The organism is Clostridium puniceum, assembly GCF_002006345.1.
GTDB lineage: Bacteria > Bacillota > Clostridia > Clostridiales > Clostridiaceae > Clostridium > Clostridium puniceum.
Genome location: NZ_LZZM01000225.1, coordinates 1 through 23,717, shown reverse-complemented (window position 1 = coordinate 23,717; position 23,717 = coordinate 1). Strand labels below are relative to the sequence as shown.

Genomic DNA, 23,717 nt, shown 5'->3' with positions numbered 1-23,717 from the left:
GTATTATAATAATATAATTATTATTTAAAAGGGTGTGTAAAAATGGAAAATAAAAAGCAAGTAGTTTATTCTTATAATTTCAACTTAAAATGGAAATTTACAAAATATTTTGGATTTATAAAAATATCAAATCTTTTAAAATTCTTAATAATTTCATTATTATTGGTATCTTGCTTTTCAATTATAAATGATTTTTTCAAAACTTTAGACAGTGCTAATAATAAAGCTACTTTAGTTTCAAATTTTAAATTAGATATAAGTGCACTTAATGAAATAGCACTCATTATTGAAAATGACAGAAATTTAGATAATAACTATGAAATTAATAGTTTTGGTTCTGATGGTATTTTACTAACTCTAAATGAAATAAAACCAAGTTTAACTACTGCATTAATTAGTATTGCAGACGTAAATAATGATAAATTTTTATCTGATAAAGAATTACTAGAGCTTAGGCCTATGAGATTAAATTCAGATATTTTTACAACAAAACTTAAGAATTTGGGATTTAATTTAAAATCAATAGATTGCAATTTAAATAATTATATAATTATAACTGAAGGAAAATACTCGGGTACTGTTCTGTACAATGGACCTTTTAAATTTATTGATGATAAAAATAAGAGATATTGGGGAATAGATTTGTCTAATTAATATTTTCAATAAGAGTAATAACTTTATTAAACATTTTTATTAATGTATTTCTTCCAAACCAAAGTACACCCATTGTATTTTTTTCCATTTAACTTCCATCAATAAATATATTTTCACCTCAATATTTAACTTGTTCATAAAATAGATCCTCAATATAATTTTTTACAAAACAAAAGGGCTGTTGCCTTTGCAACGGCCCCTTTTCTAATTAAACTCTTTAGAAGTTTAATTAGTTTAAACTTCACTTGTTGTATTTTATTATTAGATACAGTTACAGTACGTAATACAGCGTTTTCACAACTACCATTAAACATCCTTTTATAATCGACATTTAGGATAGTATTTTTTAATATAATTTTTTCTAAACTATAAGCTCTCATTAGTTTACTAATTTGAGATATATTCACAATAACTGATTTATCCTCAGATCTTATTTTAAATCTTCTTCCATATATTTATTCTATCCTTTTTGTGCTTATGCTTTAAATAAAATTGTTTTTTGTTATTAAATCTTGATAATTAAATATAAAGAGATTTAGGATACCCCTCCCTATACTTTCCCCTAGTCTGCAATCCTCCAACTCCCTTTATTCCTGTGATTGTATTTTCAATAACATCAGTTATTGATACTACCTTATCTATTCTGGTGTAAGCAATCTTTTCACACACAAAAACAGGATCTAAGCAGTGAATTAAAACTCTATTGGGACTAGATGCAAAATTAGCACCTACATCTAATATCATTTCATAGCAGCTTTGGCATGCTCCTGCAAATATTACTAATTCGTCATAACTTGAATTATAATTCCTTAAGTTTTTTACTGATTCTAAGTAATATTTAGAATTTCTATAATTATCTAAATTTAAATAATCTTTTGGATCCTTAACAACACTGTCATGTCCTGTCAATACAACTATATCAGGTTTTATTTCTTTAACTAAATCAACTATTACTTCTGGCTGTTCTCTTTCTGGAATTGCTCTGCCAACTGCATCTATAGATAACTGCTTATACACCTTTAGACAAGTTTCCATGTATTCACTATCTCCATCCACATGAAGGATTCTCCCTGGTCTTCCAAAAACCAATTCATTTTTTGCTTTTATCTTTGGTGATTTTTCAACCTTATCCCTAAGATCGCCTCTTAATACCATAGCATTTTTTATAGCTTCACTTACTCTTGTATTTAAAATTCTATCTTGTGAACCACTGTTTTCTTCTGCAACATCAAGATCTTCTATATATGAATCTGCTATTATTCTTATATTAATTCCTTTTAAAATAATATTCTTTCTTCCGTCTTTCTCCTTTATATCGATTATTTTAAAGGTAATATCCTTATTATATGATTTTCTCACAACTATATCTCCAATTTCCATTACTTTATCCCCCTTGTATTACTCTCAATGTATAATATGGAAAGATTCATCAAAGGTTTCTAATTAATTTGATCTACAAGAAGGAACAGCAAAAAGCTGTTTAAAATAACCTTCGATATTTTTAAACAGCTTTTCTTTTTAGTTTATATTCTATATTCATACTTAAACTTATCTATAAATTCCAAATACTTACCTTGTTCATTTATTATAGATTCTAACTTACTTGCAAATGTATTTTGACCCCAATTGACTTCATTATAATAATATCGATTTGCAAGCCTCCAATATCTTTGTGGAAATTGAAGATATGCATATAGTACTTTATATTCTTCAGGTTTTAATGGTGAAACTGAATTATATGAATCTATTATTGCAACCGCAAATTCTAAATTCCATTCAACTCTCTTCAAAACCTTTATCATAAAATTACTTATATCAAAAGTTCTTACTTCTCTTTTACAATAATCAAAATCAATAACATGTACATCCATATTATCATTTAAAATTATATTGTGATAAGTAAAGTCATGATGACAAAAGCTTTTTTCATTTTCTGCAATCATGCATAACTCGTAGTAATCTGATTCTTTTAAAGTTGATAATGCATTCCTTCCAATTTCCTTATAGAACTCCATTGATTTTAAATAAATCATATCAAATTCGCTCTTTATATTTTTCTTTCTTACCATATCTCTCATTTTATCCAAGGATTTAATTCTTTTTTCTATTAAATGAGTCCATCTGCCAAGATCACTTTTAAGTTTAGAATTTTCTGGTGGATCATATCCTTTAGATGCTTCATGGAGATTGGCCAAGGTTCTAGCTGCTATTCTTACTTCATCTATGTTATGAAAATCACATTCCCGACCATCTAACCATTCTGATAAAGTATACAAATCTTCGTTAACTAATGCATATGGTTCTCCATTTATGTTTAAATAATATTTATCTAGATTATCAAAACCATTTTTTCTTAAGTGCTCTTTAGCACCATACACGAATAATAATTTTTGAGGTCCATAATTTATTTTCTTTAAACATCTTTCGCCTTTATCTGTTTTAAGATAGTAAACACCCTTATTAGCTTTAATTTTTTCTATCTTAATGTTAAATTGCCTTTCTATTTCAAATTCCCTCATCATAGTTCTCACCCCCTGTATATTTATATGAGGATATTCCTTCTTTTATTAACATTTTTTATATTCTTTTAATATAATACATTAAGATAAATGCTATGAAAGGGTTTAATAATGAAAATAGGAATAGATGGCAGGGCTGCAACGTGGTATCAAGGCACTGGAATAGGCACATACACCAATCAATTAATCCACAGTCTTAATAATGTTGATTCCCATAATAACTATTTAATTTTTATACCACAATGTGACTCTATGAAAAATTTAAAAACTAATTTTAAAACCGAATTAACTGATGGAGCAGCTTCTAATAGCTTTTGGGACGATGTAAATGTTCCTAATATATTAAATAATGCTGATATAGAACTCTATCATGTCCCTCAAAATGGAGTTGGTCTTTCTGAAAATATAAAATGTAAGAAGGTCATTACATTACATGATATAATTCCTTTAAAAATGCCTGAAACTGTTAGTGATAGATATCTTAGAATTTTCAATAATGAATTACCTAAAATTTTAAAAACTTGTGATGGAATAATTACGGTCTCTAACTTTTCTAAAAATGATATTGCTAAAGAATTTAATTTTCCTGTTGAAAATATTTATGTAACTCCTCTTGCTGCTGAAGGCATTTACAGACCTATGAGTAAATGCAGATCTAAAGATTTTATTACAAAAAAATATGGAATTGAAGAGGATTTTATACTTTACGTTGGAGGCTTTAGTCCAAGAAAAAATATATTAGGCTTAATAGAAGCCTATTCAAATCTTCCTGCTAAATTAAAAGAAATCTTTAAATTAGTTATTACAGGCAGGAAAGGTCCTTCTTATGATAAATATAAAAACAGAGCAGAAGAATTACATGTATTAAATAACGTGATTTTTACAGATTTTATTCCAGCCGAAGATATGCCTTTATTTTATAATGCTACTGAAGTTTTAGTATATCCTTCCTTTTATGAAGGATTTGGCTTACCACCTATAGAAGCTATGGCTTGTGGAACCCCTGTAATAGCATCAAATGTCACTTCTCTTCCTGAAGTATGTTATGAATCTGCCCTTTTTATAGATCCAAATGACATAGATTCACTATCTTATGACATAGAAAGAGTATTAAGCAATAGTTTATTAAGATTAACAATGGTTAAGAAAAGCTTAACTCGCAATAAAGCTTTTTCTTGGAATAAGACAGCACTTGATACAATCTCTGCTTATAAATCTATTCTAAATTCATGATCCCTTGGAATTATTAGATGAATAAAAAAATAGGTAGCCTTTTTGAACTGCATCTTGTCTAATAGACAGGGTGCATCATCTTGACTACCTGTTAAACACAATTATTTTTTATATTTCTGTAAAACAATTTATCTCCAAAATAAAGAGTCAACAAAAAAAGTCACTATACATAACCAAAATATAAGTTCTACTATAATATAATATTTTGATTTATTATCTTTTAAATAATTTATTTTATACACAGAATCAATAATTCTAGAAACAATTAAAAAGATAAGCACAAACGTACCACTTTTCATAGCCAAAGACATTATCAATGATAATACTAATACAATAAGTAATAAATACATATAATATTTGGGGCGCAAACCATTAACATCAATCTCTCCTGGCTTTTTTATTTTAAATTTATATTTAAGCATTAAGCTAGATATTATATATGCTGCAACAATTAAAATCATTAACCACAATCTAAACATAATGTTTCACCTCCAATGAATAAAAATAAACATCTTCTAAATTTCTATAGATATTATAAAAAAATATGTATATGCCAAATTGAAATTACATATTTATATATTAATAAAATATATTTATTAATACTTTAAGGAGTTATAACATGTCAAATAAAATGCAAAGTAAAAAAAATTTTAAACTAATTCCATTTATAACAGCTCTATTAATACCAATTTCACTTGGATTAATAGTGTCTATATTTATTCCTAATATGAAGTCTTTATATGAAAGCTTACAAAAGCCATTTTTTGCACCACCATCTATTGCCTTTCCAATTGTATGGACTATTCTTTACATCTTAATGGGTATAGCTTCTTATAAAGTTTACATAAAAAAATATGAAAATATAGATGTAAGTTCAGCAATATTTGTGTATGAAATACAACTATTGCTAAACATATTATGGCCAATTATATTTTTTAGCTTTAGACTTTATGGACTAGCTTTTATTGAACTCTTTATTTTATTTATTTTTGTTATTTTAACAACTATAAGATTTTATCAAAAAGCTGGAATCAAAACTGCACTTTTATTAACTCCATATATATTTTGGTTAATTTATGCAGGAGTTTTAAACTTTTATCTTTGGATGTTAAATGAAATGTAGTATACTACCATTTCATTACTTCTTTTATTTTACTAATTAATGTCTTTGACATTTTTTCATGTGTTCTTAAACTAGGATGATAATCAGAACCTATGCCATCACTTTCTAATTGTACTTCATAAAAATGTGTATGAACTTTTACATCGCCTGTGTTTTTTTTAAATTTAGTAACAGCAGCTTCCACTGCTGGACATAATTCATGACCCATAGCACCTAATGTGCATATTATTTCTACATTGGGATTAGAATTTCTAATTTGCTCTAAAAAATTATAATATCCATCTATAAACATATCTATTCTCTCTTTTATATCTTTTGTATAACTTGTATCATTTGTGCCTAAATTAACAACAATTAAGTTTGGTACAAATAAATTATTATTCCAAATTTCAAATTCTTTTTTGCCTAAATCATTATCCAAAGCCGCATCTGCATACTTATAGAGCATTGGCATAAGCCATTCTGAATTAGGAGTGTCTTCCTCTGTCCAAGAGGAAATAACTCCTATACCACTCCAAGAAACACAATTAAAATCAGCATTAAAATGACGTGCAGTTTTAGCTGCATATGCTTCCCAAGGATTTTCTTGAGTTGTGTTAAATACATCTTTTTCAAAAACACCTTCTATTCCATATCCGCAGGTTATGGAATCTCCAATAAATTCAATACGTCGCTCTTTGCTCTTTGTTGGAATCAAACCATCTTCACCTTCTATTATTATTTCTTTAATCCCAACCTTTGAAAATGCTGCTTCTGACATTTTCATTAATTTTATTTTGATGTTACGTGAAGTATCACTTTCATGAAGTTTATAAATATTCTCATCACTCTCTAAAGAAATACGTCTGCTTGGTGTATCTTCATCATCTATAAATACAGCTATCCATGCCTTAAATATATCCTCCCATTTTGAGCTATCAGTACATAAAACAACACTAGCACTTTTCCCAATAAATTCGAATTCAATTCCTGAGCAAGAATAGTTAATATATCTTACCTCATCTATCTCTTTTGTTCTTCCTAATATTCTAACATTCTCTTCTTTAACCTTAAAACTCATCTTCATAACTTTACCTACCTTATATAACATAAATATAATATTGTTTTTGTAACATTTCCCCATAAATAATTAAAGTTATATTATAAAATAATTAAGATTATATCATATTTATATTACTATGTTAATTTGGAAGATCATCTAAAGTTTTAAATTCATATCCTTGACTCTTCCATTCCTTAATTAAACTATCTAAAATAATTGCATTAGTTTTGATACAGCATTAGGCAAACAGATCATCCCATTACGAGTATTTCTTAACAATTTTACTTTAGCTTCCTCTGGATCTGGCTGCTTATCAACATTATAATCTTGATAAGCAAGACTAAAAAATACGGATTTATATCCAAACTTTTGAGTATAATAAAGTGATAATTCACTATCGGAAACACCATTAAAACTTCCAGTTACATAAGGTTTAGTTACAAAAAAAGCTGCTTGTACACCATTAGCTCTTAAAGTATTAAGAATACTATCTGTATAGCCATTTTCGTATCCTTCATCAAAAGTAAGTATTACTTAATTTTATATAATAACTTTATTTTAATTACTATAGTTATAAAATTTTAATAAATTCATTAAGCAGTTTTTTGCACTAAGCGAAAAAACTTCAACAGGTAATTTTAGTACCTGCTGAAGTTTAATTTTTGATTTCTATTTTAAATAATTGTATTAGATATATTAACCTAAATACTTCTTATTCTAAATCTATACACTTTCATTATCAATATTATAAGTCTTATACTGTCCCATTTCTCTTTTTCTTGTTGCTCCTTTGCTAACATAAGTTCCTTCAACTAAATTTTTAAATCCCTTTTTTACAATAATATTTTTTAAATATTCAATATGAGGGCATCTATCATAATGATAATTATCTGTTGACATACAAGATGATAAGTGGACAGATACTTCCTCCTTACTAATATCGGTTTTACTTTTCAAATGTTTAGAAAAATGTTCTAACTTTGAAGCTACACCTTTTCCACAACAGCCTCCGCATGTAAATGAAATATATCTAGTATTATCTGAATAGTTATTAAACTTTTCATCTCTATTATAAAAAGCATTGGTACACGCAAAACCACTACATCTTTTATGTGCAATCTCGCATTGGATAATAACACAATATTTAGTATTCATATTAAATTTCCCCCTATCATTTCATATTGCTATTTACATTTTAATTCGTTCCCCAATTATTTTTAGACCCAATTCAATTATATCACCCTATATTAGAAATTTCACCTCTTGGAACTTTTCTCACCTTTATTCTTTCTAATCCTTATAATTCTACCTTAACAATCTATGCATAAAAAAAGATAGATTAAAACTTAACGTCTAACCTATCCTTTAAAAATAATTACTGAGCTTGCAAGAATTTTTCATAGCTCTCTATCCTATCCTCTCTATTAGTCATTTTTAACCAATTATTATATTTAAGAATATTTTTTTCTAGAGTTTCTAATTTTATCTTGCTATACTTTTCCTTTTGGGCTTCTACATACATATTAATTTTAATTATGTTCCCCATTTCTTTCACCTCTTTTCCCATTATATATAATAATACAAATTTAAATTCCATTTTTGGTACTAAAATTTTAAATTTAGGAAAAAAATATAAAAGTCATAAATTTAATTATGACTTTTATTCCGAATCATATGCATTTATTGCTACTGGTAATGCTTGAATCACCATATTTCCTACTGCTGGCAATCCAACTAAAACAGCACTTATTATTTCATTTCTTGTTGCCCCAAGTGCTTTTGCATGTTTAACATGAAATGGAATTCCATTTTCAAGTCTTGAAGAAGCTAATACTGCAATGTAGGCAAGTTCTTCTGTTTTTGAATCAAGCTTACTTACAGAATCTAGTTTTTGAACTGTTTCCATCCATATCTTCTGATATTCTGGAGCTTCCTTTATAAAAACTTGAAATGCATTACTAACTGATGACATATCACTCATTTCTAAGACCTCCTCTAAAATTAGTATGATAAATTACTAAAATTTATTTATTCTCTTCACTAATTATTTTAAAACTTATACTATGACAACACTATGTCATAGATTATTTTTTTCTATACACAATTTAAGTCTGTCCAAAAATTCTTCTCTTAACCAAACTGGTTTAATAATCTTAACATGTGGAACTAATCCAAATAAAAATGAATATAGCCATTCATCTACTGGAAAGTTTAAATTTACAATTATCTTATCATTTACAATTTTACAATTTCTATAATCAATATAATCTGTGAGTTTCCCTTGCAGTTCCTTATCAATTTCTAATATTATTTCAGTGCCTTCTCTCCCAGAATCTAAATTATATTCCCAAGGTGAAGGTTTGGGAGTTTTCATGACTACAAATTCTTCTTCTAATAAATTACAAGATATGATTCTACTCAATTTAAACAACCTAAAATCCTTTCGCAAATCACAATATCCGTATAAATACCAAATTGATCCTATCATTGCTAGGGTATAAGGACATATTATTCTATCTGTTTCTTTAAAATTAGCATCTATATATTTAATATAAATTTTATTATAACTATCTCTTGCTTTTGCTATTATTTCTATATTATTTTTAAAGTTTTCTTCATTAATTAGAGGATTTAATTTTACAACAATTTTACTATTTTCCGATTCCTCTGAAGGTATCATTGAAAATTTATTTGATACAGATTTAATATCTAAATAAGGTACTGCTTGTTCTAAACTCTCTAAAAGAGATTTTATTACTTTTGCTTCCTTAGTATTCAAAAAATTCATATCCAATTTATAATTATCAAGGAGCTGATATCCCCCATTTTTCCCGATCTCCGCATAAATTGGTATGCCTGACATGCTTAAGGTATCAATATCTCTTTGAATAGTTCTAACCGACACTTGAAAATGTTCTGATAATTCTTTTGCTGTTATCTTTTCCTTATTAATAATTATCATTAGAATACTAAATAACCTGTCAATTTTCATTTTAAATCCTCCAAATGCGTTTTCATGAAACTATATATTATTTTTGATATTAATAAATCTACTTACCATTTCATAAGTTGGCATAGCTTCTTGAGCCCCTAATGCAGTAGTTGAAATTGCACCTACAGCATTACAAAATTTCACGCACTCATTTAAGTCTTTCCCTTCTGCTAATGCCTTAACATTTACAATTATAACATTATAATACTATTCTCGTTCCTATAGTTTTATATTTTATCTATTCACTTTACTCCCTGCATTAATAAGCGAGAACTATCCTAGCAGGAGATATTAAAATTACAATTAGGGCTATCTCTTAATAAAATAAAAATGAACAATAAACTAATTATAATACAAACAGTTTATTGTTCATCTTTGTTTTTAATAATATTTTAAATAATATAAGGTTCTTAATTTCTAATAATTATTTTTTATTTTATATTTTTTAACCATCTATAGTCACTTTTGATTTCCTCTTCATTTTTATAAATGTTCATCACCTTACCAATTTCAATTGCAAATTCAATAAATGCCTTGCCAATAGAAGTTATACAATTTCCATCTATAACAACATCTTCATCTACAATATTTATTTTTTCATACATTGATTTATTACTTTCATCTACTTTAAAGCCTTCACTGTTACCATTAGCTTTTTTATTATCAAGCAATTCGTAATATGCCATAAGCTCAGCTCCACCACAAATTCCTGCAATAATTTTATTTTTTTCATTTAACTTTAAAATAAATTCTTTTAATTCTTCCTTTTCATATAGCTGACTTGAATCTCCTCCAGGTATAATTAAAAGATCTATATCATCTGGATTTAATTCTTGGATTGTTTTATCTGGTAAAAACTTTTGTCTTTCTTCACTTATATAAGCACGATTTTCTAAAGCAGCTGAGAAAGCATTCTCCCTAAATTGATTAACAGCCAGCACAACTTCGAATTCACAAAATCCATCATAATACAAAACACATACATTCATTTTATAACCTACTTTCATTACTCTATTTTTATTTTAAACTTTTAATTGTTTTCTTAATTTCCTCATTAATCCCATTAAAATTATCTTGTTCTAGTAATCTAAAATACAAAGATCTTAAGAATCCTTTTACATTAACCTTTAAATGCATATTTTCAATATAACTTGCTTTTGTATTTTGAAGTTTAAATTCGTGCAACCACGAATTTATTTCTAAATCACTAAGCATATTCCTATTAAAAGAATTCTCAATTACTGTAACCATTCTTTCACTTTCTTCCTCTATATAAACATAGTATCCTATACATACTTTTGCTTTTATAGAATTTAAAATATCCAACAAATCAATTTTATTAATATCGCTACACTGAGCCAATACTGCCAAAGCATCAGCTGTATGAGCTGCTGAGTGAGCCCAACCTTTTACTTCAACATAACCTCTCACATCTTGCTCATTATTCATATACTCTATAAGCTTATTCTTTATTTCATACAAATCTTCTTTACATAAAAATTTTTCGTCTCTATGTTTTTCTATAATAAGTGCAACTATAAGTACTGAAAATGTTCTTTTAAAAACAGCATCATCATCCTTTTCATATAATTTATAAAAGAGATGATCTGTATCCAAACTAATATTCAGCAACTTTTTAAGTTGTTCAACTGTAAATTTATTTTCTAATATCCAATTAGATAAAGTTCCATATATTAAGTCATCTCTAAGTATAGGATCTAGTGAGCCTATACTCTCAAGCATTTCTAGTCCAATATTGAAATAATCTTTTTCCCTTTCTAATAAATAATTATTGTTTTCAATTTTAATTAATTTTTCCTTTAATTTATTTTCTTCGTATATCATAATTTTTTCACTTTCTGCAATGTTCTTTTTTTTCCATTATAAAACACAATGACTGACACCTATGTGTCAGTCATTGTATTTTATATATATATTTTTTATGTATTCCTTTATTTCTTTTCTTAATTCTAATGGGGCTATAACTTCACAATAATTCCCAAAGCCTAAAACAAACTTTTTAAGACCCTCATCTCTTGGGAAAGCTCCTTCAACTATATACTCACCATTTTCAAAAGACTTAATTTTATCCTTTGAAAAATATTCACTTAGCTGCTCTCCTATTTCGCTTGAGAATTTCAATGTCACCAAAATACTGTTCTTCTCATAACTTTTATTAAATATTTTTTCTATTTCTTCTTTAGATATTTCTCTTTTTATAAAACTTTCGCCTAGGTTCATATTTCTTATTCTAACAAGTTTAAATCTTCTATAATCTTTTCTTATTTTGCAGAAACCAACTATATACCATTGTCCTTCATTAAATTCTATTTGAATTGGTTCTACCACTCTCTTTAAATGTTCCATTTTCCTATTAATATATTCAAATTCTAAAACTTTACTCTCTTCAATTGCCTTATTAATCAAAAATAAATATTCTCTAAGTTCTTGCTCCATACTAAAGTGAGACATATCTATACTTAACTTATCATATTCCTCATTAGTATCTTTTGATAAAGTTTCAAACTTAAGAACTATATCATTGAATTTTTGATTTTTTCCAAATAAAAATTTTAAATTATCCATTACAGCAATCAAAGGTTCAATTTCATTTTTATTAAAGAATATATTATTTAAATTATAATTCTCCATAATATAATAGCCTCCACCTTTTCCACCAGTAGCTGCTATAGGGACTCCTGCTTCACCTATTTTTTCTATATCACGATAAATTGTTCTTAAAGATACCTCAAAATGCTCAGCAAGTTCTTTTCCTGTTACTAATCCCTTTTGAGAAATTATTATTAAAATTGATAATAATCTATTTGATCTCATAATATAAATACGTTTTTAAACGTTTCTTTCCTCTCTCTAAATTACTTGAGCTAATGACCACCCATATCCAAGTTATATTTTTCTCTTGAAATCAATTATATATATTGAAAAAAATAATGTACAACAAAATGCATGACAGTAACTTAATTTCATTGAATAACTAATTGTGGAACATATATATTCCAATAAATAAACTACATGTTCCTATTTACTGTTCCTAGTTTTAGTATAGCAAATTAATTAGACTTTATATATCAAAAATTCATCTCAATTATTACTAAAAATATTGTCTCACCTAACAATAATTTTTGTTTTTAAACTTATCAAATTTACTTAAAAATACAACAAAAGCTGCTATGAGCATAATTACTGCTGAGAAAGGAAAGAAATACTTAAATCCTACTAAATCTAATATCCATCCCATTGAAAGGGTCGCTATACATTGACTTGCTGAAATAAATAGATTCATTATCCCCATAAACTCTCCTAATCTTTCTGGTGGGACAATTTCAGCTAGGATAGCATAGATTGTGACTTGGATACATATAAATCCAATCCCTATTAATCCTAGAAGTATATACATAACACCTGCAGTCTTTACAAATATAGCCATAGCCAAACCTATTGTAAAAATTATGGTTCCAATAAGCAAAACTAATTTTCTATTGGTTCTATCTGATAAAATCCCTGCTGGTAAAGCAAATAGTGCACCAACAATTGTTAAAATAAAAAGTCCATTACTTGCAGTTCCATTTGAAAAATGGAGTTGCTGTACACAATACTTTACAAAATAAGGTGTAATGCATCCATAACTAAGAAATATAAAAAACACTGAAGCAAATAACCTTAATACAGAAGGAAATTTAATAAAATCAATTGAAATTTTATTAGGTTTACTATACTTGTCCTGATTTTCTTTAATTGGAAGTGTACCTATTAGTACTGATATAATTCCTAATAATGCTGCTGCTAAAAACGGAAAAATGTGATTTATATCCCATAGTATTGGACCCGTAAGTAAAATAACTCCGCTTCCTAATACACTAATAATTTTAGAAAATCCATTGGCCAAACCTAACTGTTTTTCTTCAACTACTTCTGGTATTAATGTATAATATGGTTCTTGAAAAAAATTCAAACTAAAATAAAACAAAAAGGCTACTCCAAACATAATAGAATAACTACCTGATAGTGGCAGCAAAGCAACAAATATAGCTGCTAAAATTGCCCCTCCAAGAATAAACGGCCTTCTTTTCCCCATCTTAAAATTGCTTCTATCACTAATTATTCCAGCCAAATACTGAACAAAAATTCCTGTAAAAGCTCCCATTGAAGTTAAAGTTCCAAGTTTTAAGTTTCCATCTGTTACAGTCCCTACTAACATTGGAATTAGTGACATATTCATAGCCCATAAAAGACCAACACTTAAATTAGGTATTCCAACTACATAAGACACAAACTTTTTTTTCATTTTTATAACCATTCCTTTCACTACATGCGCAATATCTGAAAAATTTCTTTCATACTTATTTCTTCAATAATTAACTAACGAACTTAATTGCCATTTCTATTATCATTTTAATTTGTTCTTCTCCATTTACATATTCATCACTTTCTAAAACATCACCACGTAAAATAAGTTTTTGACATAAACTCATTAGAGCATGGCTAATACTAAAATAGAATTGATCATTAGATAAATCCTCTCGTATTGTTCCATCCTCCTTTCCAGCATTTATAGCATCTACACATATGGCTTTTAAATCTATAATACTTTCTTCATAAGCTTTAAGTTTTTCTTTAGAAATCTTTTCTTTAACTACATACCTATCAAATTCATCAATAAATCTAATAAATTCAGTGTGTTCTTTATAAAGTTTACTGAATACTTCTAATATTTCTTTAACCTTTGTAATACCATTTTTATTAAAAAACTCTTCATCAGTATAATATTTATATAATTCACTGATTTCTTCCTGCCAAAATCTACATGCTACTTCTACTGCTAAATCTGGCTTAGTTTTAAAATATCTATATACAGAAGCCACTCCAACTTCTGCTTTTTCAGCTATATCAGTCATCTTTGTACTTTCTATTCCCTGCTTTTTAAACACCTCTAAAGCTGCAAAAATCACCTCTTCTTTTCTCTGATTTTTTTGACTATCTAATTCACTTTTACGTTTTTCCTTTAAGTCCATTTTTTTCTCCTTATACACTTGATAGTTTAACTATCATATTAATATATATTATATCATCAATAATCTCAATTTCAATATAACGTTTTCATTTTAAATTAAAACTTCTTCTAGTTCTTAATTTCATGCCAATTTATTATTTCATATAAATATTTAACTCAAAATAAGAATTTAATGAAAAAAAGAGTTAGAAAAATAATTACTATATATAATAATTATCCTCCTAACTCCATAAAATCAAATTTATTATTTGATTACTGTCATTCCACCCATATAAGGTCTAAGTGCAACTGGAACATTTATAGTACCATCTTCATTTAAGTTGTTTTCTAAGAAAGCAATAAGCATTCTTGGTGGTGCTACTACTGTGTTGTTTAATGTATGTGCAAAGTATTTTCCATCTTTACCGTCTACACGAATTTTTAAACGACGTGCTTGTGCATCACCTAAGTTAGAACAGCTTCCCACTTCAAAGTATTTTTTTTGTCTTGGAGACCAAGCTTCTACGTCTACTGATTTTACTTTTAAATCTGCTAAATCACCTGAACAACATTCTAAAGTTCTTACTGGTATATCTAAAGTACGGAATAAATCTACTGTATCTTTCCACATTTTATCGTACCACTTCATACTATCTTCTGGATTACATACAACAATCATTTCTTGTTTTTCAAATTGATGAATTCTATATACTCCTCTTTCTTCTATACCATGTGCACCTTTTTCTTTTCTAAAACAAGGTGAATAACTAGTTAAAGTTTGAGGTAATGAACTTTCAGGTAATATTGTATCTATAAATTTACCAATCATAGAATGTTCACTAGTTCCAATTAAATATAAATCTTCACCTTCAATTTTGTACATCATAGCATCCATTTCAGCGAAACTCATAACACCAGTTACAACTTGACTACGAATCATGAAAGGTGGAATACAATATGTAAAGCCTCTATCTATCATAAAATCTCTTGCATAAGAAATAACTGCAGAGTGAAGTCTAGCAATATTGCCCATCAAATAGTAAAAACCATTACCTGCAACCTTTCTAGCACTATCTAAATCAATACCACTTAATTTTTCCATAATCTCTGTATGATATGGAATTTCAAATTCTGGCACAAATGGATCTCCGAAAACTTCTAATTCAACATTTTCACTGTCATCTTTACCAATAGGAACACTTGGATCAATGATATTTGGAATTACCATCATAATATTTTTAACTTTTTCTTCCAATTCTTTTTCTTTTACATCCAATTCAGCTAAACGGTCAGATTCTGCATTAACTTTCTTCTTTAATTCTTCTGCCTCATCTTTTTTACCTTGAGCCATTAAACCACCGATTTGCTTAGAAATTTTATTTCTATCTGCTCTTAGGGCTTCAACTTCTTGGATTACTTTTCTAAGATCAACATCTAAAGCCAGTACTTCATCTACTAACTCTAATTTATTGTCTTGAAATTTATTTTTTATGTTTTGTTTTACTATTTCTGGGTTTTCCCTTACAAATTTTATGTCTAACATAATTTTCCCTCCTGATTAAATATATTATTAAAAGTATAAAATAAAAAACCGTCCCAAATATATAAAATGGGACGGAATAATCCGCGTTGCCACCCAAATTGCTGGTATAATAAGACCAACCACTCGACAATAGTAATATAAAGGTTACTACCCTTTCGATTCATCACCGACAGCTCCAAAAGTGGAAAGATTTATCCTTTCACCGATTCTCACCAACCATCGGCTCTCTGAAGAAATTCACAAATCGTAGCTTTTATCATAACTGTATATATATCTATATATATTTCTTACCACATATTATTATATATATATTTATTATAATTTTCAAGCAAATACTTATCTTTGAATTTATAATTAAAAAATAATCTATTTGCAAATGTTTAACTACTAAGTTTGTGTTAATCTATCTAAAAGCTTTATAATCTCTTCTGAAGTAGTAGACATCTGTTGTTCATTAGTTATAGAGGCTTCTCCATCACCTTTTTGATGTCCATAATCTCCAAAACCTCCATGATTTCCACCTTTTATTTCTTTAAATTCTGAATCACTTGGCATAACACTTTTGCAATTCTTTACTTTATTTAAATCAGCTACTTTATCATTATCCCCCATAAAGATAATACTTTTATATTTTTATTAGTAAAATCTCTATCATTTTGAGAATATGATGCTAATAATACCAATCCTTTTATTTTATCATTTTTTAATACATAATCTGCTGCCATAACTCCACCTAAAGAATGTCCACCTACAATCCAATTATTAATTTCTTTGTTTTTACTTATTATATTACTTGCTTTATCAGGAGATAATATTGCTAAATTAAAACTCATTTCAGCAATAACAACAGTATATCCATTGGAGGCAATTTCTTTAGCTATGGGTGCATATGCTGATGGTTCTACTTTTGCACCTGGATAAAAAATCAAACCTGTATTTTTATTATTTAATACTGGTTTAAATATAATATCTCCATTATCTTGAACCTCAACTGCCTCATCTGACTTTAAATCGTTTAATGCTAATGAACCCGCTTTATAATAAGAACTCACGTAGATAAAAAATATTGAAGCTACTATTAGTAACAAAGAAGCAATTACCTTAAAAATCTTAAACACAAAAGATTTTTTTTGTTTCATTTTGCATACCCTTTTCTTTTTATTTTTTATACTTAAATTATATGATGTTTTATCACATTTAAAATATGATATATAAATAAACTTTTTAACAAAAAAGATTAACTTTAATTATAAAAAGATATACAACAGTCATCATATATCATCTCAATTATCTGTATAATAAAACCTATTTATTTTCTTTTAACTTTACAGGATATAATAAATCAAGTTGATGCTCATCACTTTCCGGCCAATTAAGGTTTGCATGATAAACATAATTAATATGCTCTTCAAGTAGTCCTGACATAAATTCACCTCCATCCTCAATACTATTAGACTCATATTTTAGATTATCAACATTAACCCAATTAAATAACCATTGCCACTCGTGAAAGTTTGGAAAAACAATACTATGAGCTGCATATAAACCACCTTTAAACTTCTTTTTTTCAAGTGGTGCAGCTACTTCCATATCTTCTGGAATTGTTACCCATAGTTCATATCCATATATTAAATCTTCTGATGCTGGGTTTGGATGATTAAAGCCAAATACACGTGCATCTGGTTTGATTTTATACAAATTACTATCCTTCAAAAACTTTTCTAGCTGCTTTGCTGCATTATTTTCAGGATTTTCACCAATATAATGACTTGCTGCAACTGTACATGATGGAAAATGAATAATCCTTACATTCTTTAGTGTTGATAGGTTTTCTGATGCCTTGTTTAAATCTTCCATTGATTTGTCCTCCCTAAAATTATTTTTTTGCACAGATAAGGAGTCAATTATATTAAGTATGGAATTATCATTTAGCAAATTAAATTTTATTTTCACATTTCCATCCTTCTGCAACTTCTCAATAAGAATATTTAATATTTCCTTAATTGTTGCTAATGAATTTATTTTCTCATTCAATTCACTGACATTTTTCTTAAATATTTCAATCGCAATAATAGTATCCTGATTACTAAGTACGTCCTTAATTTCTTTTAAAGAAATACTTAATTTTCTTAAAATAATTATTTGCTGCAATGACAAAATTGAGCTTTTATCATAAACTCGATAAGCATATCCTTCCTTTTTAGTGCTTGATATAAGTCCTATTTGCTCATAATAACGAAGAGTCCTTGTAGAAATGTTAAAAGTTCTTGAAACCTCACTAATCGTTTTAAGTTCCATACTTAAGCCTCCTTCCTTAATAAAGAGTATAAACTACGACACGACGTCAAAGTCAACAGTAATTATGGTGAAAATGTATTTATAAATAAACAGAGTCAAAATTATACTAACACTGAAAAATTAAAATTTAAATATAATATTTATCATTTGTACTTCTATGATTAACAGCTTTAGGAAATTTAAATAATTTTATCTTTATTTTTTCTTTATATTAGATTAAAATTATTATTAAGTAAAAATAACACTATGATTAAGAAGAAATTCTACTTTAGTACTACATTCTTTCTTAATTTAAATACACTATAAGTGAGGTAATACTATGTCAAACGAAATTAATTCTTCTAATTTTATAAGAAATATCGTTGTTGAAGATCTAGAAAGCGGAAAGCACAAAGAGATAATTACTCGTTTTCCTCCAGAGCCTAATGGATACTTGCATATAGGTCATGCTAAATCTATCCTTTTAAATTTTGGTTTAGCAGACGAATTTAAAGGAAAAACTCATTTAAGATTTGATGATACAAATCCTGTTAAAGAGGATACTGAATATGTTGAATCAATTAAAGAAGATGTAAAATGGCTTGGTGGAAACTGGGATGAACTTTTCTTTGCATCTGATTATTTTAATGAAATGTATAGCAGAGCTATTCTATTAATAAAAAAGGGAAAGGCTTATGTTTGTGATTTATCCCCTGATGAAGCTAAAGAATATAGAGGAACTCTAACAGAGCCTGGTAAAGAAAGCCCTTACAGAAATAGATCCGTTGAAGAAAACTTAGATTTATTTGAAAAAATGAAAAACGGTGAATTTGCTGATGGTGAAAAAGTTCTAAGAGCTAAAATAGATATAACTTCACCAAATATAAACATGAGAGATCCTATTATATATAGAATATCTCATTCAACTCACCACAATACTGGTGATAAATGGTGTATCTATCCTATGTATGACTTTGCTCATCCATTAGAAGATGCTATTGAACATATAACTCACTCTATTTGTACATTAGAATTCGAGGATCATAGACCACTTTATGACTGGGTTGTAAGCGAATGTGAAATGGAAGCTACTCCTAGACAAATAGAATTTGCAAGATTAAACATGACTAATACAGTTATGAGTAAAAGAAAGCTTAAACAATTAGTTGATGAAAAAGTTGTGGATGGATGGGATGACCCTAGAATGCCTACTGTTTGTGGACTTCGAAGAAAAGGGTGCACTCCTGATGCATTAAGAAATTTCTGTAACGCTATTGGAGTTGCTAAGGCTAATTCTATAGTAGATTCTCAAATGTTAGATTACTTTATAAGAGAAGACCTACAACTTAAAGCACCATTAGCTATGGCTGTATTAAATCCTTTAAAACTTATAATAACTAACTATCCTGAAAATAAAACAGAAATGCTTGAAATAGAAAATAATGCAAAAGATGAATCACAAGGCAAGAGATTAGTTCCATTCTCTAGAGAAATATATATTGAAAGAGAAGACTTTATGGAAAATCCACCTAAAAAATACTTTAGATTATTCCCAGGTAACGAAGTTAGACTAAAGGGAGCATATTTTGTTAAATGTAATGAAATGATAAAAGATGAAAATGGTATCGTTACAGAAATTCATTGTACTTATGATCCAGAAACTAAGAGTGGTTCTGGCTTCACTGGTAGAAAAGTTAAGGGAACTATCCATTGGGTAGATGCAAAAACTTGTGTTCCTGCTGAATTTAGATTATATGAATCATTAATCTTAGATGATGATGAAGAAAATGAAGGGAAGCACTTCTTAGAACAAATAAATCCAAACTCAATGGAAGTGTTACAAGGGTTCATTGAACCAACTGCAATTAAAGATGCTAAGGTGCAAGATAAATTCCAAATGGTTAGAAATGGCTTCTTTAATGTAGATGCTAAGTATACTACTGCTAATAAGTTAGTATTTAATAGAATAGTATCTTTAAAATCATCATTTAAATTAGGCTAAAAATAAATAAAACTTTTTCAAAATTATAATTATGAAGGTATTCTTTTGCTGTGTTGCTACATATACGCTACATTATATAAAAGAGTACCTTTTTTAATTTGAAGTTCATTCCTATTTTTTAATATATCTACTTTAAAAAATCTATTAAAAGGTATATAATTAATAATAATTATTGATTGAAACTTTATATCTATAGTAACGAATTATATTTTACAGATTATTACGAATATTACAATGGATTTTAAAGGGAGGAATTTATTATATGATTAAACCTTTATTTTTAGCTCATGGTTCTCCAATGATGGCCATTGAAGAAAGTGAGTATACTAAGTTTTTAAATAACCTTGGAAATAGTATTAAGCCAAAAGCTATAGTTGTATTTACAGCTCATTGGGATAGTAATGTACTTACTATATCAGCTTCTGATTCTATATATAACACTATTTATGACTTTTATGGATTCCCTAGAGAACTTTACGAAATGAAATATCCTGCAAAAGGTTCTAGTATAATTGCATTAGAAATCGAAGCGAAACTAAAAAATCAAGGTATTAAAGTACAAAAAGATTTAACTAGAGGATTAGACCACGGAGCTTGGACACTTTTAAAACATCTTTATCCTAAAGCAGATATACCAATTGTTCAAATTTCTATAAGCTCCAATCTGTCAATTGAAAATCAGATTAAAATAGGTAATGCTCTTAAAGCTCTTGGTGATGAGGATATTTTAATTCTTGGCAGCGGAAATACAGTTCACAATCTAAGATTAGTTGACTTTGATAAAACAACTACAGATTCTTGGGCAGAAAAATTTGATGACTGGTTAATTGATAAGATAACAGAAAATGATTTAAATTCACTTTCTAATTATAGAGAGCTTGCTCCTAATGCTAAATTAGCTGTTCCAACAGCAGATCATTTTGTTCCATTATTTATAGCCTTAGGCAGCAGTATAAACTTAACACCTAAAGTTATCTTTAGAGATTATCAATTAGGAAATTTAAGTTATCTTTGCTTTGAATTTTAGAAATACAAGTTTAATATTTCATTTCAAATATTATTGAAAATCCTCTGTTTTAACAGAGGGTTTTTATCAAATTACTCTATATTTATCTTTCTCCATCAAAAAGATACTACATCTTGCAAGACATAATATCTTTTTGATTTAAACTATATATGTTAAAAAAGTAATCTTCACTAAAATTAGTTATGGAGACTTAATCTTGTTCAATAATCAAAATTACAGTATGCATATTTAAAACTGTTATTAATAATTTTTTAATAAGTTATTTTATCTTTTTTAACTCACTATCTAAATAATTTAATACTTCTTCCTTAATTTCTGGCTTATCATGTCCCAACACATAAGTATTAAAATCAAATTCTCTAATTAATTCCAAATATTTTTCTAATTTATATTTATCATATTTTCCTTCATTATTGTAATAATCTTCACAATCTGCATCACCAACAAAAATAATCTTTTCTTTAGGTACATAAATCAATACTGAATCCTCTGAATGTGGTGCATTGACTTCTGTTATCTCACAACAAATTCCACCCAAATCAATCTTTAAACTTCCACTAAGTTCTATATCTGAAGTTATAACTTTTATATTTGCTCTGTTTGGATATTCTAATTTAATACATCTATCACAAATTTCAATTTCTTTACCTGTTTTAAGCCTATCCTTCATATCATTATCAGACCATTGCCATGTTGCAACCTCTTTTAATTTTTTATTAGTCAATTGCCCTGAAATTGTCTTTCCTGATACTGCATGCATTCCAAAAGTATGATCCCAATGCCAATGTGTAATGATAGTAAAATCTGGTAATCTTAAATTTGCATTCTTTAATTCTTCATAAAATTTTTCAACATGTTTACTTGAGTTTCCTGCATCTACAGCCAATGAATATTTATCTCCATTTATATACCCAAGCACTGGTCTATCAGTTTCTTCTTCATTAGGTAAATAATAAATTCTATTAGATAGCTTTTCTAATCTCATAATTTTTCTCCTCAAAATTAAATTTATTTCAATTTAATCATTTAATAATAATTCAGCTTTAAATATTATTACAGCATTTCCAGAAATCTTAACCTCTGTTGGTTTTTTATCTTCTATCTTTACTTCAACTTCAATAATACCTAATCGTTTTATAGCTTCACCTTGCTTAGCTTTAAATTTAAATATAGAATTATTATGCTTAACAAGATTATATTGAACAAGATATGCACCCAAAGGACCATTTGCATTACCAGTAACAGGATCTTCATTAATACCTACTGCTGGTGCAAACATTCTACCGTTTATTAAAATATCACTATCTTGTGAATTAACTGTAAAAACATAATATCCATTACATTTAATAATCTTACTCAACTTAGAAAGTGCATTATAATCAGGCTGCAATGTATTTAAAGTTTCAATGCTTTTTATACCTACCATAACCTTAGAATGACCTGTTGAGGCAATCTGAATTTCATAATTTTCTAACAAATCACAATTCTTTATATTAAGTGCTGCTAAAAGTTCTTCTTTATTATATCAACAGGTAAAATTCCAGCACCTGTTTTCTGATAAACTCTTGAAGTATCAAGTCCATTTTCAATAGCACGTGCATAATGAGCTGCAATAGTAGCATGTCCACAAATTATATAAATGCTAATTATAAAATACACATTTCAATATAACTTAGCCATTTATTTAGCTATATCACATGAACTTACTATTTGTGTTACATAAATGTTATATTTCATGTGACATAGCTAAAATAAGTTATTTCAATGGTTATATCGATTTTCTTTAATTTTTGGTAAAATTTTGATGTTACATACCTAAGCCTAGTGTTCATACGCCTTTATATGTATTTATATGTATATGTATATAAAGATAGCCGTATAGATTTCAAAATCATGTTACAAAATCAAAATCGTATCTAAACTGCAGTAATACTGTCATTCTTGGCTTTAAATTTGCAACATGTCGTTTTTGTGACAAATCTTATAGGCAAAATAATAGCTTCTGTACGTTATCATTATCACCTTAATATGTAAAAATAAATTTATCTGCATATTATATATAGTTTTCGTCAATAATAATATTGTGCATAATGTTTATTAATAATATATTCCAAAAAGGGAGTATTTAAATCATCTCTTAAATACTCCCTTTTTAATATTAATTTATATATATAAGTTCTAATAAAGTTTCTACATCTTAATACATAGCCTGTCTATTGTTCGTGTAGGAACTTTATTTATTGTTTCAATGAAATTTTGTACAGCAACTCTAATACCAACCAAACTTTTAAAGA

At 27.5% G+C, this 23,717-nt stretch carries 21 protein-coding genes, 3 pseudogenes and 1 other annotated feature; of the genes and pseudogenes, 5 read left to right on the top strand and 19 right to left on the bottom strand.

Annotated elements, in window-relative coordinates:
* Positions 1 to 42: 42 nt before the first annotated feature.
* Positions 43 to 654: a hypothetical protein gene (locus CLPUN_RS24145; protein ID WP_077849761.1), complete on the top strand. Its 612-nt coding sequence runs from the start codon at positions 43 to 45 to the stop codon at positions 652 to 654.
* A 519-nt stretch (positions 655 to 1,173) separates the two neighbouring features.
* On the opposite strand, the gene yabG is transcribed toward CLPUN_RS24145, so the two are convergent.
* Positions 1,174 to 2,034, bottom strand: a complete 861-nt coding sequence (gene yabG, locus CLPUN_RS24135; protein ID WP_077849759.1) for a sporulation peptidase YabG — start codon at positions 2,032 to 2,034, stop codon at positions 1,174 to 1,176.
* A gap of 143 nt (positions 2,035 to 2,177) precedes the next feature.
* A complete protein-coding gene (locus CLPUN_RS24130; protein WP_077849758.1) occupies positions 2,178 to 3,176 on the bottom strand; it encodes a CotS family spore coat protein in 999 nt (332 codons plus the stop codon).
* A gap of 108 nt (positions 3,177 to 3,284) precedes the next feature.
* Here CLPUN_RS24130 and CLPUN_RS24125 point away from each other — a divergent pair, with 108 nt between their 5' ends.
* Positions 3,285 to 4,406, top strand: coding sequence for a glycosyltransferase family 4 protein (locus tag CLPUN_RS24125; RefSeq protein WP_077849757.1), 1,122 nt, complete (start codon positions 3,285 to 3,287; stop codon positions 4,404 to 4,406).
* Positions 4,407 to 4,534: 128 nt separating this feature from the next.
* Here the strand turns inward: CLPUN_RS24125 and CLPUN_RS24120 are convergent, their stop codons facing one another.
* Positions 4,535 to 4,885, bottom strand: a complete 351-nt coding sequence (locus tag CLPUN_RS24120) for a hypothetical protein (protein WP_077849756.1) — start codon at positions 4,883 to 4,885, stop codon at positions 4,535 to 4,537.
* A gap of 140 nt (positions 4,886 to 5,025) precedes the next feature.
* Between CLPUN_RS24120 and CLPUN_RS24115 the strand changes: the two genes are divergently transcribed.
* Complete coding sequence (locus tag CLPUN_RS24115; protein WP_077849755.1) at positions 5,026 to 5,529, top strand: TspO/MBR family protein; 504 nt, start codon at positions 5,026 to 5,028, stop codon at positions 5,527 to 5,529.
* Positions 5,530 to 5,533: 4 nt separating this feature from the next.
* Here CLPUN_RS24115 and CLPUN_RS24110 read toward each other — a convergent pair whose 3' ends face one another.
* From CLPUN_RS24110 to CLPUN_RS24050, 14 genes and pseudogenes are all read right to left on the bottom strand, one after another.
* The gene (locus CLPUN_RS24110) at positions 5,534 to 6,595 is read right to left on the bottom strand and encodes an SGNH/GDSL hydrolase family protein (protein ID WP_242954244.1); all 1,062 of its coding nucleotides are present in this window, start codon (positions 6,593 to 6,595) and stop codon (positions 5,534 to 5,536) included.
* A 115-nt stretch (positions 6,596 to 6,710) separates the two neighbouring features.
* Positions 6,711 to 7,099: pseudogene (locus CLPUN_RS24105) on the bottom strand (polysaccharide deacetylase family protein); the annotation flags it as partial.
* 195 nt (positions 7,100 to 7,294) lie between these two features.
* Positions 7,295 to 7,726 (bottom strand): CGGC domain-containing protein, encoded by a 432-nt coding sequence (locus CLPUN_RS24100; protein WP_077849753.1) that lies wholly within the window; start codon positions 7,724 to 7,726, stop codon positions 7,295 to 7,297.
* A 220-nt stretch (positions 7,727 to 7,946) separates the two neighbouring features.
* The gene (locus CLPUN_RS27835; RefSeq protein WP_207652754.1) at positions 7,947 to 8,117 is read right to left on the bottom strand and encodes a hypothetical protein; all 171 of its coding nucleotides are present in this window, start codon (positions 8,115 to 8,117) and stop codon (positions 7,947 to 7,949) included.
* A 114-nt stretch (positions 8,118 to 8,231) separates the two neighbouring features.
* Positions 8,232 to 8,552, bottom strand: a complete 321-nt coding sequence (locus CLPUN_RS24095; protein WP_077849752.1) for a carboxymuconolactone decarboxylase family protein — start codon at positions 8,550 to 8,552, stop codon at positions 8,232 to 8,234.
* A gap of 96 nt (positions 8,553 to 8,648) precedes the next feature.
* Positions 8,649 to 9,563: a helix-turn-helix transcriptional regulator gene (locus tag CLPUN_RS24090; protein WP_077849751.1), complete on the bottom strand. Its 915-nt coding sequence runs from the start codon at positions 9,561 to 9,563 to the stop codon at positions 8,649 to 8,651.
* A 431-nt stretch (positions 9,564 to 9,994) separates the two neighbouring features.
* Positions 9,995 to 10,552 (bottom strand): DJ-1/PfpI family protein, encoded by a 558-nt coding sequence (locus CLPUN_RS24085; RefSeq protein WP_077849750.1) that lies wholly within the window; start codon positions 10,550 to 10,552, stop codon positions 9,995 to 9,997.
* A gap of 28 nt (positions 10,553 to 10,580) precedes the next feature.
* The gene (locus CLPUN_RS24080; RefSeq protein WP_077849749.1) at positions 10,581 to 11,408 is read right to left on the bottom strand and encodes a DUF2785 domain-containing protein; all 828 of its coding nucleotides are present in this window, start codon (positions 11,406 to 11,408) and stop codon (positions 10,581 to 10,583) included.
* 66 nt (positions 11,409 to 11,474) lie between these two features.
* Entirely contained in the window at positions 11,475 to 12,398 is a 924-nt protein-coding gene (locus CLPUN_RS24075) for a helix-turn-helix transcriptional regulator (protein WP_077849748.1), read from the bottom strand.
* Between the two features lie 295 nt (positions 12,399 to 12,693).
* Complete coding sequence (locus CLPUN_RS24070; protein ID WP_158078829.1) at positions 12,694 to 13,869, bottom strand: MFS transporter; 1,176 nt, start codon at positions 13,867 to 13,869, stop codon at positions 12,694 to 12,696.
* 70 nt (positions 13,870 to 13,939) lie between these two features.
* Positions 13,940 to 14,596 (bottom strand): TetR/AcrR family transcriptional regulator, encoded by a 657-nt coding sequence (locus tag CLPUN_RS24065; protein ID WP_077849746.1) that lies wholly within the window; start codon positions 14,594 to 14,596, stop codon positions 13,940 to 13,942.
* A 243-nt stretch (positions 14,597 to 14,839) separates the two neighbouring features.
* On the bottom strand, positions 14,840 to 16,117 hold the full coding sequence (serS, locus tag CLPUN_RS24060) for a serine--tRNA ligase (protein WP_077849745.1): 1,278 nt from the start codon (positions 16,115 to 16,117) through the stop codon (positions 14,840 to 14,842).
* Positions 16,118 to 16,181: 64 nt separating this feature from the next.
* Positions 16,182 to 16,386 (bottom strand) — a binding site (T-box leader).
* A 118-nt stretch (positions 16,387 to 16,504) separates the two neighbouring features.
* Positions 16,505 to 17,256, bottom strand: a pseudogene (locus CLPUN_RS24055) (alpha/beta hydrolase).
* Positions 17,257 to 17,422: 166 nt separating this feature from the next.
* Positions 17,423 to 18,415: an effector binding domain-containing protein gene (locus tag CLPUN_RS24050; protein ID WP_077849744.1), complete on the bottom strand. Its 993-nt coding sequence runs from the start codon at positions 18,413 to 18,415 to the stop codon at positions 17,423 to 17,425.
* 319 nt (positions 18,416 to 18,734) lie between these two features.
* Here CLPUN_RS24050 and CLPUN_RS24045 point away from each other — a divergent pair, with 319 nt between their 5' ends.
* Together CLPUN_RS24045 and CLPUN_RS24040 are read left to right on the top strand one after the other, a co-directional pair.
* Positions 18,735 to 20,396 (top strand): glutamine--tRNA ligase/YqeY domain fusion protein, encoded by a 1,662-nt coding sequence (locus CLPUN_RS24045; protein ID WP_077849743.1) that lies wholly within the window; start codon positions 18,735 to 18,737, stop codon positions 20,394 to 20,396.
* Between the two features lie 262 nt (positions 20,397 to 20,658).
* Entirely contained in the window at positions 20,659 to 21,423 is a 765-nt protein-coding gene (locus tag CLPUN_RS24040; RefSeq protein WP_077849742.1) for a DODA-type extradiol aromatic ring-opening family dioxygenase, read from the top strand.
* Between the two features lie 259 nt (positions 21,424 to 21,682).
* Here the strand turns inward: CLPUN_RS24040 and CLPUN_RS24035 are convergent, their stop codons facing one another.
* On the bottom strand, positions 21,683 to 22,408 hold the full coding sequence (locus tag CLPUN_RS24035; RefSeq protein WP_077849741.1) for an MBL fold metallo-hydrolase: 726 nt from the start codon (positions 22,406 to 22,408) through the stop codon (positions 21,683 to 21,685).
* Positions 22,409 to 22,441: 33 nt separating this feature from the next.
* Positions 22,442 to 23,055: pseudogene (locus CLPUN_RS24030) on the bottom strand (PhzF family phenazine biosynthesis isomerase); the annotation flags it as partial.
* Positions 23,056 to 23,717: the final 662 nt, after the last annotated feature.

Bases quoted from the DNA above. Each gene is read 5' to 3' on its own strand.
- CLPUN_RS24110 (WP_242954244.1), bottom strand. From the start codon at position 6,595: ATGAAGATGAGTTTTAAGGTTAAAGAAGAGAATGTTAGAATATTAGGA.
- CLPUN_RS24145 (WP_077849761.1), top strand. From the start codon at position 43: ATGGAAAATAAAAAGCAAGTAGTTTATTCTTATAATTTCAACTTAAAA.
- CLPUN_RS24070 (WP_158078829.1), bottom strand. From the start codon at position 13,869: ATGAAAAAAAAGTTTGTGTCTTATGTAGTTGGAATACCTAATTTAAGT.
- CLPUN_RS24130 (WP_077849758.1), bottom strand. From the start codon at position 3,176: ATGATGAGGGAATTTGAAATAGAAAGGCAATTTAACATTAAGATAGAA.
- CLPUN_RS24080 (WP_077849749.1), bottom strand. From the start codon at position 11,408: ATGATATACGAAGAAAATAAATTAAAGGAAAAATTAATTAAAATTGAA.
- serS (WP_077849745.1), bottom strand. From the start codon at position 16,117: ATGTTAGACATAAAATTTGTAAGGGAAAACCCAGAAATAGTAAAACAA.
- CLPUN_RS24065 (WP_077849746.1), bottom strand. From the start codon at position 14,596: ATGGACTTAAAGGAAAAACGTAAAAGTGAATTAGATAGTCAAAAAAAT.
- CLPUN_RS24075 (WP_077849748.1), bottom strand. From the start codon at position 12,398: ATGAGATCAAATAGATTATTATCAATTTTAATAATAATTTCTCAAAAG.
- CLPUN_RS24100 (WP_077849753.1), bottom strand. From the start codon at position 7,726: ATGAATACTAAATATTGTGTTATTATCCAATGCGAGATTGCACATAAA.
- CLPUN_RS24045 (WP_077849743.1), top strand. From the start codon at position 18,735: ATGTCAAACGAAATTAATTCTTCTAATTTTATAAGAAATATCGTTGTT.
- yabG (WP_077849759.1), bottom strand. From the start codon at position 2,034: ATGGAAATTGGAGATATAGTTGTGAGAAAATCATATAATAAGGATATT.
- CLPUN_RS24035 (WP_077849741.1), bottom strand. From the start codon at position 22,408: ATGAGATTAGAAAAGCTATCTAATAGAATTTATTATTTACCTAATGAA.
- CLPUN_RS24050 (WP_077849744.1), bottom strand. From the start codon at position 18,415: ATGGAACTTAAAACGATTAGTGAGGTTTCAAGAACTTTTAACATTTCT.
- CLPUN_RS24120 (WP_077849756.1), bottom strand. From the start codon at position 4,885: ATGTTTAGATTGTGGTTAATGATTTTAATTGTTGCAGCATATATAATA.
- CLPUN_RS24115 (WP_077849755.1), top strand. From the start codon at position 5,026: ATGTCAAATAAAATGCAAAGTAAAAAAAATTTTAAACTAATTCCATTT.
- CLPUN_RS24085 (WP_077849750.1), bottom strand. From the start codon at position 10,552: ATGAATGTATGTGTTTTGTATTATGATGGATTTTGTGAATTCGAAGTT.
- CLPUN_RS24095 (WP_077849752.1), bottom strand. From the start codon at position 8,552: ATGAGTGATATGTCATCAGTTAGTAATGCATTTCAAGTTTTTATAAAG.
- CLPUN_RS24125 (WP_077849757.1), top strand. From the start codon at position 3,285: ATGAAAATAGGAATAGATGGCAGGGCTGCAACGTGGTATCAAGGCACT.
- CLPUN_RS24090 (WP_077849751.1), bottom strand. From the start codon at position 9,563: ATGAAAATTGACAGGTTATTTAGTATTCTAATGATAATTATTAATAAG.
- CLPUN_RS27835 (WP_207652754.1), bottom strand. From the start codon at position 8,117: ATGGGGAACATAATTAAAATTAATATGTATGTAGAAGCCCAAAAGGAA.
- CLPUN_RS24040 (WP_077849742.1), top strand. From the start codon at position 20,659: ATGATTAAACCTTTATTTTTAGCTCATGGTTCTCCAATGATGGCCATT.